This is a genomic window from Flavobacterium aureirubrum (genome assembly GCF_038739835.1).
Classification (GTDB): domain Bacteria; phylum Bacteroidota; class Bacteroidia; order Flavobacteriales; family Flavobacteriaceae; genus Flavobacterium; species Flavobacterium aureirubrum.
In genome coordinates this window covers 113,005-127,545 of record NZ_JBCGDO010000001.1, presented here as the reverse complement: position 1 = coordinate 127,545, position 14,541 = coordinate 113,005, and the positions used below count along the sequence as shown (strand labels likewise).

The 14,541-nt window shown below is 32.3% G+C and carries 11 protein-coding genes; 9 read left to right on the top strand and 2 right to left on the bottom strand.

The features are described from left to right. The first annotated feature begins 389 nt into the window (after nucleotides 1-389). The 4 genes from WFZ85_RS00570 (at nucleotide 390) to ctlX (ending at nucleotide 6,617) form a co-directional block, all read left to right on the top strand. Nucleotides 390-2,645 carry a beta strand repeat-containing protein gene (locus WFZ85_RS00570; RefSeq protein ID WP_342694340.1) on the top strand — a complete coding sequence of 752 codons (2,256 nt, stop codon included), beginning with the start codon at nucleotides 390-392 and terminating at the stop codon, nucleotides 2,643-2,645. A gap of 1 nt (nucleotide 2,646) precedes the next feature. Beyond that, nucleotides 2,647-4,614 (top strand): T9SS type A sorting domain-containing protein, encoded by a 1,968-nt coding sequence (locus WFZ85_RS00565; protein ID WP_342694339.1) that lies wholly within the window; start codon nucleotides 2,647-2,649, stop codon nucleotides 4,612-4,614. A gap of 81 nt (nucleotides 4,615-4,695) precedes the next feature. Next, entirely contained in the window at nucleotides 4,696-5,610 is a 915-nt protein-coding gene (locus tag WFZ85_RS00560) for a dimethylarginine dimethylaminohydrolase family protein (protein ID WP_342694338.1), read from the top strand. 71 nt (nucleotides 5,611-5,681) lie between these two features. Then, a complete protein-coding gene (ctlX, locus tag WFZ85_RS00555) occupies nucleotides 5,682-6,617 on the top strand; it encodes a citrulline utilization hydrolase CtlX (protein WP_342694337.1) in 936 nt (311 codons plus the stop codon). Nucleotides 6,618-6,700: 83 nt separating this feature from the next. Here the strand turns inward: ctlX and WFZ85_RS00550 are convergent, their stop codons facing one another. Further along, entirely contained in the window at nucleotides 6,701-7,336 is a 636-nt protein-coding gene (locus WFZ85_RS00550) for a MarC family NAAT transporter (RefSeq protein WP_342694336.1), read from the bottom strand. Nucleotides 7,337-7,492: 156 nt separating this feature from the next. Between WFZ85_RS00550 and WFZ85_RS00545 the strand changes: the two genes are divergently transcribed. After that, nucleotides 7,493-7,858, top strand: a complete 366-nt coding sequence (locus WFZ85_RS00545; RefSeq protein WP_342694335.1) for a CoA-binding protein — start codon at nucleotides 7,493-7,495, stop codon at nucleotides 7,856-7,858. Between the two features lie 19 nt (nucleotides 7,859-7,877). On the opposite strand, the gene WFZ85_RS00540 is transcribed toward WFZ85_RS00545, so the two are convergent. Next, nucleotides 7,878-9,374, bottom strand: a complete 1,497-nt coding sequence (locus tag WFZ85_RS00540) for a sodium:solute symporter (RefSeq protein ID WP_342694334.1) — start codon at nucleotides 9,372-9,374, stop codon at nucleotides 7,878-7,880. Nucleotides 9,375-9,541: 167 nt separating this feature from the next. On the opposite strand from WFZ85_RS00540, the gene recR reads away from it, so the two are divergent. The 4 genes from recR (at nucleotide 9,542) to WFZ85_RS00520 (ending at nucleotide 14,486) form a co-directional block, all read left to right on the top strand. After that, nucleotides 9,542-10,162 carry a recombination mediator RecR gene (gene recR, locus WFZ85_RS00535; protein ID WP_342694333.1) on the top strand — a complete coding sequence of 207 codons (621 nt, stop codon included), beginning with the start codon at nucleotides 9,542-9,544 and terminating at the stop codon, nucleotides 10,160-10,162. A 74-nt stretch (nucleotides 10,163-10,236) separates the two neighbouring features. Next, complete coding sequence (locus WFZ85_RS00530; RefSeq protein WP_342694332.1) at nucleotides 10,237-11,025, top strand: polysaccharide biosynthesis/export family protein; 789 nt, start codon at nucleotides 10,237-10,239, stop codon at nucleotides 11,023-11,025. Between the two features lie 9 nt (nucleotides 11,026-11,034). Beyond that, on the top strand, nucleotides 11,035-13,509 hold the full coding sequence (locus tag WFZ85_RS00525; protein ID WP_342694331.1) for a polysaccharide biosynthesis tyrosine autokinase: 2,475 nt from the start codon (nucleotides 11,035-11,037) through the stop codon (nucleotides 13,507-13,509). Further along, nucleotides 13,506-14,486, top strand: a complete 981-nt coding sequence (locus WFZ85_RS00520) for an SDR family oxidoreductase (RefSeq protein WP_342694330.1) — start codon at nucleotides 13,506-13,508, stop codon at nucleotides 14,484-14,486. The genes WFZ85_RS00525 and WFZ85_RS00520 overlap by 4 nt, the downstream gene beginning before the upstream one ends. Nucleotides 14,487-14,541: the final 55 nt, after the last annotated feature.

Genomic DNA, 14,541 nt, shown 5'->3' with positions numbered 1-14,541 from the left:
ACGAATTGAATAGTTGTCTCTTACTTAATAAGCAATAACATTTTTTTCTTAATAAATTGTATAATTACTTACTGCTCGTAAGTTTTCGACTAATTTTTTTTCGAGTTTCCTTTAAAAAGCGCTTTACTCAATCATTTACTATTTTTATACACCATCTTACAACTCCTAAATTTAATTTTTAATGTAAGAATATTGATTATATTATTTGCTAAAACATGTATTTTATCGATTAAATATGTTTTTTAGTGGATTTTTTAAAAAAAATACATTTACATTTGAATTGTTGGTTTTTTTGAATTTATAAATAGTCAACATCCTGTCAACCCACACCCTTCATAATCATAAAAAACGTGTTTTAATTGGTTTTATTAACCTTAAATTTTTTTATTATGAAAATTAAAAATTACTATCTTTTAACAACCGCATTACTTTTTGGAACGTTTTTTATAACAAACGGTCAAACAAACAACACTTTTTCAGGTATTGGTTCAGGAATTAATAACACGGGAAATTTCAATACAGGATTTGGAATTAATGCGCTACAAAATAATACAAGTAATAGCAATAATGCATTTGGTATTGGGACTTTACAGGTTTCTACAGGAGGTTTTAATTCTGCCTTTGGTAACGAAGCGTTAACAAAAAACGGAGTTGGACGCTTAAATAGTGCTTTTGGAACAAGAAGCTTATTCAATAATATTTCCGGTTCAGGAAATATTGCTCTTGGACATAGAACATTGGAGGCGAATGTTACGGGCAACTACAATACAGCAATTGGTTATGCCGCATTGTTAACTAATGTTGGGAATGACAATATTGCTATTGGTGCTGTTACACCAAGACATTTACAAAGTGGAAATTCAAACATTTTTATTGGAACACAAACAGCAGCGAACTTAACTAATGGAAATTTTAATGTTTTTCTGGGAAATGTAGCGGTAGAAAAACTTCCATCAAACTTGTTAAAGGCAGGAACCAATACAGATAGAACCATAATCATTGCCGATGGTTCTGGTAATCAAAGATTATTTATTCACAATAATGGTAATACTGGAATTGGTTTAGGTAATAATGTAATACCAGCTAACAGACTTGATGTTAAAGGCGGCGTAGCCATTGGAAGAAATTACACGCCTGGCGCATCAACTAATTCAGGTTTAAATATAATTGCCCCAGCAAATGGTCTATTGGTTGAAGGAAGAGTAGGAATAGGAACTACATTGCCAAACAATAAAGTTGAAATTACTCATGGCGTAAACGGTAATTCAGGCCTTCGATTTACAAATTTAAATAGCAATTTTAGTCCAACAATATCAAACGGTTCTGATAAATTTTTGAGTGTAAATGAAAATGGAGATGTAATCCTTCAAAAGTTACCGAATTCCACTAGTTCAAATATCCTTTCTTCTAGCGCAAATCTGTTAACAAGCAATGTAAATAATATTGTTTCAACAACCAGTATTATTAATTCAATTACTAATACAATAAATTCAAACAATCAATTAGTAACTTCCATAAATGGCGTTGTGAGCGCTGCTGTAAATTTACCGATACAAGCACCACAAACCTTAACACAACTGGGCAATACCGTTACTCTTTCAAATGGTGGTGGTTCTTTTACAATTCCTACTTTTATTGATACCGACGCACAATCCTTGACATTAAATGGTAACACATTATCAATTTCAAACGGAAATTCAGTCGTACTTCCAACATATGTAGATGTTCCGCAAACTATATCTCAATCTGAAAATACAATCACACTTTCAAATGGAGGAGGTTCATTTACTCTACCAACATTTACTGATACTGACGGTCAATCCTTAACATTAACGGGAAATACACTATCTATTTCTAATGGAAATTCAGTAGTATTACCAACTTATACTGATGTTCCGCAAACAATATCTCAAACGGGTAATGTCATAAGTCTTTCTAATGGCGGAGGATCATTTACACTTCCAACATTTACTCAAGTTCCACAAACTATTTCGCAATCTGGGAATACAGTCACACTTTCAAACGGTGGAGGTTCGTTTTCGTTTCCTACAACAAGCGTTGTTGCAGGAACAAATGTAACTGTAACAGGAACTGGTTCAACTGCTTCTCCCTTTGTTGTAAATGCAAACGACACTAGTCTTTATGCTAATAATGGTGTCATAAATCAAGCTACAACTACAAGCGGCAATAGAGTAGTGGACATGAGTAATAGTAATATTTGGTTTAATACGGCTAATAGCACATCTAATGGTAAAATATATTTGGGTGCGACTTCTGTTTATCCTGATACAACTGGAAATTATAAGTTATTTGTTGAAGGTGGAATTCTAACAGAAAAAGTAAAAGTGGCTTTAAGAAGTTCAGCAAACTGGGCGGATTATGTTTTTGCAAGCGATTATAAATTAATGCCATTAAAAGAAGTAGAACAATACGTTATTGCAAATAAGCATCTGCCTGGAATAGACTCTGCCGAGGTTTTAGCCAAAAACGGAATCGATGTCGCTGAAATGCAATCTAAACAAATGGAAAAAATCGAAGAGTTGACATTATATATTATTGAACAAAACAAAGTTTTAGAAAAGCAAAATAGTGAAATTGAAGAATTAAAAGTTCAAATGAAATTGTTAATTGAAAAAACTAAATGATATGTACAAGATATTTAAAATAGTTTTAGTTGGCTTTTTTTGTTTGAGCTACGCTCTTGTTTCATCTCAAAATAGTGACTATTTAGTTTCTGAAAACAAGAGGATTTCGATGGCTCAAGAAATAGAAAAGGAAGTAATCCAATTTGTTAATGATAATTTTAAGAATTATAAATTATCACAAGAAATTAGCGACGAGGTCATAAACCATCTTAAAAGCGAAGAAGAATTTACAGCTACTCAATTAGAAAATGCCTTGATAAATGCAAAAAGAGTGGAACTTCGAAAATTATTCTTTTACGAAAATCCAGATAAAAAAGAATACTACATCGCTAAACCTGCACCAATTTCTATAATGCAACAATGTGTAAATGGCGATTTCGAAAGTAATACGGCAGGTTATTCTTTTTGGTCTGATCCGCATCCACAACCAGCAACTGGCGCCGCATTTTTTTTATCATGCGCTACACCAACTGTGCAATCAGTTACAAATACGATAACACCGATAACCAATAATTTTAGTTCGACAGTGACATTAATTGATAATACAAGTGCTGGATATCAACAATTTGATCCAGTTTTGGCGAGTTTTGGTGTAAATGTGCCAACACTAGCCACTAACGGTGATACAAAATGTATTAAACTGAATAATCAAGCTGGTTTCGGTTCTTCTGATATTACCACTATGTCCCGAAGTTTTCCTGTGATTAATCAGTCAACCATTGATTTTAATTTTTCGTTGATAATGGATAATAAACCTGCTCATGGTCAACCAATACAGCCTTTTTTTAGAGTAAGAGCTTACGATCAATTTAATAATATTGTTGATGAAATTTGTATCATTGCAAACCCTGAAAACTGCCTATTTAATACTTTGGTAGTTAGTAATGCCAGAAGAATTCTTTATACAGGTTGGATTTGTGCTAGACTAAATGTTTCTAATATTTTAAATCAGCCAGGAAGAATTGAATTTACAGTTAGCGATTGTCAACCGTCCGCACATTTTGGAACCGTATACATTGATAATATTTGTGGTTTTACTTGTGCAGCACCGCAACTTGGAGCGCTAAGTTTAGATCCAATTAATATTAATTGTCCTGATGTTTTAAGTACAACACCCATCGAAGTTTGCGGCACATATCAATCACCTGTTAATGCTTCATTGAATACACTTTCACTTGATGTTTTACAAAATAATATTGTTATCGGTACAATTAATTCACCATCACAATTAACCTCAAATACCTTTTGTTTTGGATTATCTCCAAGTATATTTGGCACTTTACCAACAGGAGATTACGAGTTTAACATCAGAGCGACTTTCAATGTCAATTGTCCTGCAGGAACATTCATTTATTCCATCACAGATACCTCAGCAAGTTTAGGACCAGATGTTACTTTTAATAACTGTTGTTTTCCCACTTTAACACTTACTGCACCAGCAGACAATCTCACTAATTTAGCAGTTGCCGAAATAAAGCAGCGAGAAAGATCAGATTGGATAAAAGCCGCGAATATTGTTTCTGTTGGTGATAACGCTTTGTCAAATGGAGTAGTGTATCATGCAGCAAATTATGTGGAACTAAATCCTGGCTTTGAAGCTGTTTTTGGCGCTCAATTTGCAGCTTATCCCGAAGGTTGCTCTGCTAATTATATTTATAGAACCGAAGAGCAAACTCCTTCAAATAATCAGCCTATTGATGAAGACGCAACCGTTAATTTAATCAAAATAGCCAATGGATTTGCAATAATCCCAAATCCTTCTAGCAGTACAATTCAAATTGTAATGAAAGACTCTAATTTTACTAAGATTACTATTAGTACAATCGACGGTAAAATCGTTATGAACAGCAGTATTGATAGAACAAATTCCGCGCAGTTAGATATAAGTAGATATGCTAATGGAATATACATTATTAATCTTACTGATGAATACGGGCAATTAGTAACAGAAAAGTTGATTAAGAATTGATTTTTAAATCAAATACTTATAAACAAAGCTTCTCCCAGTTGAGAAGCTTTTTTATATTTGCCAAAAGCCAAAAGCGACTTTATGCTACAATTAAATATTAAAAACGAAACTTCAAGATTAAGAGCCGTTGTATTGGGTTCGGCAGAAAAAAACGGACCAACACCATCCGCAGAAGAAGCCTATGATCCAAAATCTTTAGAACATATTCTTGCCGGAACTTATCCAATAGAGTCTGATATGATTGCAGAAATGGAAGCTTTTAATCAAGTTTTTCAAAAATATGATGTTAAAGTTTTTCGTCCAGAAATGATTGAAAACTATAACCAAATATTTACCCGAGATATTGGTTTTGTAATAGATGACGTATTTGTCAAGGCCAATATTCTTCCAGATAGAGAAAGAGAATTAGAGGCAATTCAGTATGTAATTGACCAAATTGAACCAACAAAAGTAGTTCGTCCTCCACAAGAAGTGCATATTGAAGGCGGCGATGTAATGCTTTGGAATGATTATATTTTTATTGGAACCTATAAAGGCTCGGATTATAAAGATTATATTACTGCTCGAACAAACATGTTGGGTGTTCAATATATAAAAGAATTATTTCCACATAAAAAAGTCAAAGAGTTTGATTTGGTAAAATCTAAACTAGAAGCAAGAGATAATGCATTGCACCTCGATTGTTGCTTTCAACCTGTTGGCAAAAATAAAGGGATCATTTATAAAAGTGGTTTTAGAGAAGAGTCAGATTATGTTTTTTTAGTCAAACTTTTTGGCAAAGAAAATCTATTTCATATTACTCGTGATGAGATGTATCATATGAATTCCAATGTGTTTTCTATAGATGAAAATGTAGTCGTTTCAGAAAAGAATTTCACACGTTTAAACAAGTGGCTTCGTGATAACGGGTTTATAGTTGAGGAAATACCTTATGCAGAAATTGCCAAACAAGAAGGACTTTTGCGCTGTTCTACATTGCCATTAATAAGAGATTAAATAATCGTGTTGCAAGTTTCAGTTTTAAAGTTGTAAAATATGAAACCTAAATCGTAAACAAAATATATAAAATGAAACAAACAACAAACTCAATTTTAATGATTCGGCCTGTGGCATTTCGCATGAACGAACAAACTTCTGTTAATAATTATTATCAAAAAGTTCTTGATGGACTTTCGCCTGAAACAGTAAACGCAAAAGCACAACATGAGTTTGACACTTTTGTTGCAAAACTCCGAAAAGTAGGCGTAAACGTTATTGTGGTTGATGATACTCTCGAACCAAATACTCCTGACAGTCTTTTTCCAAACAATTGGATTTCTTTTCACGAAAACGGAGATGTTGTTTTATATCCCATGTTTGCAGAAAATCGTCGTGCCGAGAGAAGAGAAGATATTTTAGATATACTAGAAGACGAAGGTTTTGTTATCAATGAAATCATGGATTATACAGCGGCAGAGGAAGATGGTTTTTTTCTGGAAGGAACAGGTAGTTTACTATTAGATAGAGAAAATGATAAAGCGTATTGCGCACTGTCGCCGCGGGCTGATGAAGAATTGATGATAGAGTTCTGTGAAGATTTTGAATACACACCGGTCATTTTTGAAGCCTTTCAAACGGTAAATGGCGAACGAAAATTGATTTATCATACCAATGTCATGATGTGTTTAGGCGATACATTTGCGGTAATTTGTGCAGATAGTATCGATGATAAAAAAGAACGCAAAATGGTTTTGGATAGTCTTCGAGGCGATGACAAAGAAATTATTTTAATATCTGAAGAGCAGGTAAATAATTTTGCAGGTAATATGCTCGAAGTGAAAGGTAATAATGATAAACGATATTTAGTAATGAGCGAGTCGGCTTTTAAATCGTTGACTAAAAAACAAATAGGACAATTGGAAGCACATGTTGAAATTATTCATTCAAGCCTTGACACAATTGAAGCGTGTGGTGGTGGAAGTGCAAGATGCATGATGGCTGAGATTTTTCTACCTAGAGAATAATTAGAAATAACCTTAAAAGAAAAAATTCCAAATTCCAATATAATAGCTGGGATTTGGAATTTTTATTTAGATATATCAGTAGTTTAAATTCCTCTGATAATACTTAAAACTGCACTAATAATATACTGAATTCCAATAGCTACAGTCAAAAAGCCAACAATTCTAGAAATGGCAACAATTCCCGATGCACCAAGGTATTTGGCTAAATAATGTGCACTTCTAAGAATTAGAAAAATTAATAAAGAAACAATAAGTATTGATAATGAAGATGCTAAAATTTCTGAGGTATTATTATGATCTTGATTAAAAGCAATCAACAAAGAAATAGAACCTGGACCAGCTAACATTGGCATTGCCAAAGGTGTTAACGCAATAGAATTTCTATGTAACGAGTCTTCTTCTACTTTTTTGCTAATTCCTTTTCTTTTTTTTGGATTAGCATTAAGCAAACCAAAACCCGAACTTGCAATCAAAATTCCACCAGCAATCCGCAGTGCCGAAATGGTTATACCGAAAAATTTTAAAACATATTCACCTACAAAAAAGGAAATCAGTAAAATAAGACAGACATTAATAGCAGTCATTAGAGAAACTCGTGAACGTTCAGTTTTATTATAATCTTGCGTCAGTCCCACAAAAATTGGTATCGCACCTATTGGGTTTAGTACCGAAAATAAAGCTCCAAGAAGTACAAAAAATGTATTTAGAAAAATTTCCATCTTTGCTAAAGTTAAAATCTGCAGCAAAGATAGACAAAGAATAAAGTAGCAGTATTAATTTACACACATAAATAATTAAATTTGTAACGTCAAATTACTTATTCAAAAACCAGTCTTTATAATAATATAATTAATACAATACAACACCCATATTTTATGAAAAACAAAAAAACGCTCGTTCTTGGTGCAACTACAAAACCAGAAAGATATGCTAACAAAGCCATAAATATGCTTGTTGATAAAGGGCATTCTGTTTTAGCAATTGGACAAAATCAAGGCGATGTGGCTGGAATAAAAATCCATACCAAAACTATTCCGCTAAAAAATATTGATACTGTAACCTTGTATTTGAATCCTGTTCGTCAGCGAGAATACTACAATTATATTATTGAAACTAAACCAAAACGCGTTATCTTCAATCCGGGAACGGAAAATCCCGAGTTCTACCAATTGTTGCAAAGCAATGGAATAAAAATTGAGATTGCTTGTACATTAGTTTTATTGACCACAAACCAATATTAATGCTGAATTAACTTCAGTACTAATATCGTGTGTTTTCTGTGGCGGGTTTACTAATAGCGAGCAATCCGACGAATGTTATCAAACCATTTACAATAATTAACTCGTTATCTAAAGTATAATTGCCCAAAAGTTCCACCGAATATTTACTGATAAAAAAACAAATTGCAGGCGAAATCAAGCAAATTAGCGGTACAAACTTATCATGAACTGTTTTTGATTTCATAAACAAACCAAAAGCATATAATCCTAAAAGTGGACCATAAGTATAGGATGCAATTTTAAAAATCATTTTCACAACCGAGGCATCATTTACAGCATTAAAAATAATGATGACTAAAAACATTAGAAATGAAAACCCTAAGTGAACAAAATGTCTAGTTCTAACATTAGTAGTTTTTTTCTGGTTTACCGTTTTATCCATACCGAGAAAATCTACGCAAAACGAAGTAGTTAATGCGGTCAATGCCGAGTCTGTAGTAGCAAAAGTTGCTGCCGTTAATCCTAATAAAAAGACTATTGCCGGAATAATTCCCAGCGATTTTAATGCAATTTCGGGAAATAAAAAATCGGTGCGAGCAATGCCGTCAACCATTGGCACTTGGATACCATTTTTTTCGGCAAACATATAAAGTAAAGCACCAACACTCAAAAAGAAAATATTGATTACAACAAAAATCCCCGTGAAAGTAAACATGTTTTTTTGAGCTTCGCCAATAGTAGCACAACTTAAATTCTTCTGCATCAAGTCTTGATCAAGACCTACCATGGCAATGGTTACAAAAATCCCACCTAAAATTTGTTTCCAAAAATAATTGCCTTTTAAATAGTCTTCAAAAAAGAAAATTTTGGAATAGTTGCTTTCCTTTACTGTCTCAAAGGCTTGTATAAAAGTAAAATCTAAACTTTGACAAATGAAAATAATCGTCAAAAAAACAGAAGAAACTAAAAAGAAAGTTTGTAAAGTATCTGTTATGATTATTGTTTTTAATCCACCACGATAAGTGTAGGCAAATATTAACCCTAATGAAATTAAAACAGTTAATGCAAACGGGACATTAAATGCGTCAAAAACATAACGTTGTAGCACAATTACCACCAAATACAGTCTGAAAGCAGAGCCAATTGTTCTACTGATTAAAAAAATACTCGCTGCCGTTTTGTAACTAACAATGCCCAACCTTTGTTCAATATAACTGTAAATTGAAGTTAGATTCATTCGATAATAAAGTGGCAGTAGAACTGTAGCAATAATTATAAAACCAATGGCATTTCCTATAACAAACTGAAAATATTTGAACTGCAAATCAGGATTTCCTACTTCACCAGGAACTGAAATAAATGTGACGCCCGATAAGGCCGTGCCTATCATTCCGAAAGCAACCAAATACCACTTGGAATTTTTATTAGCTTTAAAAAAACTATCATTATCCGAGTTTTTTTTACTAACCACATTGGAAATTAAAATTAATATACCAAAATATAAAATGATAATAATAAGTATAGTTGTTGGTGTCATATAGTTGATTTTAATAGCGACCAAAATACAAAAAGAAAATAGAATAAAATCAGGGATTAAAATGGGATGCTAATCAATATTTTATTCCACTATTTTTTTTTACCATTTAATTTATTTTCAACTTTCTTTCACCCAACTTTTATTTTCTTTTATGCTATTTTTGTGTCATGGAATTTTCATCAAAACTTCTCGAAAAAGCAGTTAACGAGATGTCTCAATTACCTGGAATAGGTAAGCGAACTGCGTTACGACTGATTTTACATTTACTAAAGCAACCAGCAGAGCAAACACAATTTTTATCAAATGCCTTAACAACTATGCGTGAGGAAATAAAATTTTGTAGTAGTTGTCATAATATTTCTGATGAGGCTGTTTGTGAAATTTGTAAAAATACCTCACGAAATCATAAAATAATTTGCGTTGTTGAGGATGTTCGCGACGTTATGGCTATTGAAAACACTAATCAATACAAAGGGATTTATCATGTTTTAGGAGGAAAAATATCTCCTATCGACGGCATTGGTCCAAGCCAGCTAAACATCAATTCCTTAGTTAATAAAGTCAAATTAGGTCATATCGATGAAATTATTTTTGCATTAAGCTCAACAATGGAAGGCGACACCACAAATTTTTATATTTTTAAACAAATCAAAGATTTTGACTTAAAAACATCAACAATTGCAAGAGGAATAGCTGTTGGTGATGAATTAGAGTATGCTGATGAAGTTACTTTGGGTAGAAGTATAGTAAATCGAATTCCGTTCGAAAATTCTTTAAAAAATATATAGTAAATAATAGCAAACTACATTTTTGTATTTAGATTTGAAAAACTATCTTTGTTTGCTAATTTTTTATTAAAAAAATGAGAAAATCTAGAATCTATATATTTTTTTTACTAAGTGTAATTTTTACCTCTTGTGTTCCTACCAAAGATTTGATTTATCTGCAAGATAAAGGAAATAGTAATAATGAAGTCGTAACTGCTGCAAAACAAAAACCTTATCGACTTCAAACTAATGATATACTAAGTATCACTATAAAAGCTATTGACCCAAAATTAGTAGAAATGTTTAACGGCACTGTTAATCAAGGAATGGTAAATATTACTGCCGAAGGTAATTATTTCAATGGTTATACAGTTGATGATCACGGTAATATTAGGTTACCTATTCTTGGAGAGATAAATGTACTGGGGTACACTGCCGAAGAAGTTAGAATTAAAATAGAAAAAATGCTATATGAACAATTTTTCAAAACAGAAGCAGGCATTTTTGTGGTAGTTAAATTAGCCGGTTTTAGATATTCTATAATTGGAGAAGTAGCCAGTACAGGTACAAAAATTATTTATCAAGATCGAGTAAATATTATTGAAGCCATTGCTAATGCAGGTGATATAACGGTAGTTGGCGATAGAAAAGATGTCAAAGTAATTCGAACATATCCTCAAGGAAGTGAAACTTTTAGTATAGATTTAACGGATAGTAATGCAGTGAATTCAGAGGTGTTTTATCTACAACCCAACGATAATATTTATGTGAAACCATTGAAGCAAAAAACATGGGGAACAGGAAAAACAGGTGTTGAGTCGCTAACAACCATTTTGACTTTATTTTCGCTTGTTACAACTTCATTAATTTTACTCCAACTATAATTCCCTTTCATGTTAGACACAAAAGATTTTACTTTTTTTGATAAACAAAATAATTTTGATTTTAAAGGTTTTTTGATCAAAACAATAAGTTACTGGAAATGGTTTGTTGTAGGTCTGATTATTACTTTTTCTATAGCTCATCAGGTAAATGTTAGAAAACAAAAAATTTATGGAATAGAAACTACTATTGCAGTACAAGAGGAAAACAATCCTCTGTTTACTGCAAATACTAGTCTAGTTTTTAATTGGGGTGGAACTTCTGATAAAGTTCAAATGATTGCTACTACTTTAAAATCGAGGTCACACAACGAAATAGTAGTTAATAAATTACAGTTTTATACTGATTATCTAAAACAGACAAAGTATTTTTTACAAGATGTTTATGGTAAAGTTCCATTTAAAATTGTTATCAACAATGCTGAAAATCAGCTTTATGGTCAGTTTATTAAAGTAAAAATGCTTTCTAACTCGACCTACAGAATTACCATACCTTTTCAAAGCAATAGTGCACAGGTTATTAGATATGTAAATAATGAAGTGTCAACAGTTTCGACCCCAAGCACTGAGTTTTCAAAAGTTTTTAAAGTAGGACAGGATATAAACTTACCATTTTTGCATTGGAAATTGGATTTGGTTGATTTTTCCACTGAAAATTTTGACGAAGAAATCCTTATACGATTTAATTCTTTCGATAACACCGTTTCTTCCTATAAATCAATTAAGGTGGGAATAGATGAAAAAGCAGCCTCTATTCTCAAATTAGGAATGGAAGGAACAAATAAGGAAAGAATGGTTGATTTTTTGAATGCTACTGTTGAGGTCTTGATACAGAGAAATAAGGAAGAAAAAAATAAGTTTGCAGAAAACACTATCATTTTCATTGATGAAACGTTGCGTGACATGGAGGAAAAATTAAAAAACTCAGGTGACGATTTGAAGGATTTTGGAAAAAATAATAACATAATTGACATTGAAGAAGGTGGCTCGACCTTTAAAGCGCAATTACTAGATTTTGACAGACAAAAAGATGCTGTTGAACGAAAAATTGCCTATTTAAACACATTGAAAAGTTATCTTAAAAACAGTGTAGATTTTTCTAAATTACCAGCACCAACTGTTGTAGGAATTGAAGAACCTAATATCAATACAAATGTAGCCAAGCTAATAGAGCTATCAGTTAAGAGATCAGAACTAGATTATTCCTTAAAAGGTGGTGTTGTTTATTATGAAAGAATTGATAATGAAATACAATCTGTTAAAAGAGTTTTATTAGAAAACTCCAATTCCTACAGAGTTTCACTTGATTACGATTTAAACTTAGCTAATAATAAAATACAAACTCTTGAAAGCGAAATAAATAAGCTTCCAGAAAATAAACAAGAATGGTTAAAATTATCACGAAAATATAACCTAAGTGACAACATTTACAATACATTTCTTCAAAAACGAAGTGAGGCATCAATAGTTAAAGCAGCAAATATTTCCGATATAAAATTTATTGACCCAGCAAAAGATGTAGGTGGTGGATTACTAGGACCAAAAACAGGAGTTAATTATGTTTTGGCCTTTTTTATGGGATTAATTGTGCCATTAGTAATAGTGTTTTTTATTTTCTTCATAAGCAACTCTATACAAAACATTGAAGATATTATTGGTATTACTCAAATACCGCTTATAGGTATTGTAGGTATTAAACATTCTGAAACAAATTTATCTGTTTTCGAAAGACCTAAATCTGCGCTTTCAGAGTCGTTTAGAGCCATAAGGTCATCCTTACAATTCTTGTATAAAAAGCAAAGTATTGAGGGTTCAAAAACATTGATGCTCACTTCTTCAGTCAGTGGTGAAGGAAAAACATTTTGTTCTATTAATATTGCAACCGTGTTTGCGTTAAGTGAGAAAAAAACAATGATTGTTGGTTTAGATTTAAGAAAGCCGAGAATATTTGATGATTTCAATATTCAAAATGACATTGGTGCTGTTAATTACTTAATTGGTCAAAATAATTTAGATGAAGTAATCCAGCATACTCACATTCCGTTTCTTGACGTAATAACATCTGGTCCTATTCCGCCAAATCCTTCTGAGTTGATCCTAGGTGACTCGATGCGAGAAATGATTCAAGAATTAAAGCAAAGATATGATTATATCATTCTAGATACACCACCAGTTGGATTGGTATCTGATGCATTAGAATTGGTTCAATTTTGTGATGTTACTTTGTATATAGTTCGTCAAAATTTTACTAAAAAGGAAATGTTGACGCTCTTAAATAACAGAAATAAACGCGGTGAACTCAACAATGTAAGTATCATTTTCAACGGATATGAAAATAAAGCCAAGTATGGAGTAGGTTACGGTTATGGTTACGGTTACAGCTACGGATATGGTTATGGTCAAGGCAGTGGTTACCACGAAGATGATGAACCAACAGGATTTTTTGCTAAGTGGCAATATAGATTGTTAAAATTGTTCAAAAAATGATAAATAACAAAATAGCCATTTTGATTACTGGCGGTGCAGGATTTATTGGTTCTAATCTGTGCGAATATTTTTTAAACAAAGATTATTTTGTTGTTTGTTTGGATAACTTTTCAACAGGTCACAAGCACAATATTGACCCATTTTTGAAATATTCTAATTTTAGATTAATTGAAGGTGACATCAGAAATATAGAAACCTGTAAAACGGCTGTTCAAAATATGGACTACGTATTACATGAAGCCGCATTGGGATCAGTACCAAGATCTATAAACGATCCTATTACCACAAACGAGGTGAATGTTGCTGGATTTTTAAATATGCTAGTTGCTGCCAGAGATGCGCGAGTTAAAAGGTTTATTTATGCAGCAAGTTCTTCAACGTATGGAGATTCCGAGCGTTTACCAAAAGTTGAGGATAGTATAGGCAAACCGCTTTCTCCCTATGCCATAACTAAATATGTGAACGAATTATATGCCGAAATTTTTAGTAAAACATATGGACTTGAAACTATTGGATTGCGTTATTTTAATGTGTTTGGTCGGCGTCAAGATCCGAACGGTGCTTATGCTGCCGTAATTCCAAAATTTGTTATGCAGTTAATGCGCCACGAAAGTCCGGTTATTAATGGTAATGGAAATTATTCCAGAGATTTTACCTATATAGATAATGTCATTCAGATGAATGAATTAGCTATGTTGACCAAAAATGTTAGCGCCATCAACACAGTTTACAACACAGCATTTGGTGATAGAACAACGCTAAACGAAATGGCACTTTTATTAAAACAGTATTTATCTGTATTTGATCAAAAAATATCTTTCGTTGAAGTTTTGCATGGTCCAGAGCGATTGGGTGATATTCCACATTCGTTAGCAAGTATTGAAAAGGCAAAATTATTACTAGATTATAAACCTGCTTACTCGTTTGACATGGGTTTGAAAGAAGCTGTCAAGTGGTATTGGGAAAATTTAAAATAATTATTTGCATTAAATTGTAATGACAGTCAGACTAAATATAGATTTTAAAAAGAAT

What these genes read in the sequence shown, in the direction of transcription:
- recR (WP_342694333.1), top strand. Translation starts at nt 9,542, where the DNA reads ATGGAATTTTCATCAAAACTTCTCGAAAAAGCAGTTAACGAGATGTCT.
- ctlX (WP_342694337.1), top strand. Translation starts at nt 5,682, where the DNA reads ATGAAACAAACAACAAACTCAATTTTAATGATTCGGCCTGTGGCATTT.
- WFZ85_RS00520 (WP_342694330.1), top strand. Translation starts at nt 13,506, where the DNA reads ATGATAAATAACAAAATAGCCATTTTGATTACTGGCGGTGCAGGATTT.
- WFZ85_RS00570 (WP_342694340.1), top strand. Translation starts at nt 390, where the DNA reads ATGAAAATTAAAAATTACTATCTTTTAACAACCGCATTACTTTTTGGA.
- WFZ85_RS00550 (WP_342694336.1), bottom strand. Translation starts at nt 7,336, where the DNA reads ATGGAAATTTTTCTAAATACATTTTTTGTACTTCTTGGAGCTTTATTT.
- WFZ85_RS00525 (WP_342694331.1), top strand. Translation starts at nt 11,035, where the DNA reads ATGTTAGACACAAAAGATTTTACTTTTTTTGATAAACAAAATAATTTT.
- WFZ85_RS00565 (WP_342694339.1), top strand. Translation starts at nt 2,647, where the DNA reads ATGTACAAGATATTTAAAATAGTTTTAGTTGGCTTTTTTTGTTTGAGC.
- WFZ85_RS00560 (WP_342694338.1), top strand. Translation starts at nt 4,696, where the DNA reads ATGCTACAATTAAATATTAAAAACGAAACTTCAAGATTAAGAGCCGTT.
- WFZ85_RS00540 (WP_342694334.1), bottom strand. Translation starts at nt 9,374, where the DNA reads ATGACACCAACAACTATACTTATTATTATCATTTTATATTTTGGTATA.
- WFZ85_RS00545 (WP_342694335.1), top strand. Translation starts at nt 7,493, where the DNA reads ATGAAAAACAAAAAAACGCTCGTTCTTGGTGCAACTACAAAACCAGAA.
- WFZ85_RS00530 (WP_342694332.1), top strand. Translation starts at nt 10,237, where the DNA reads ATGAGAAAATCTAGAATCTATATATTTTTTTTACTAAGTGTAATTTTT.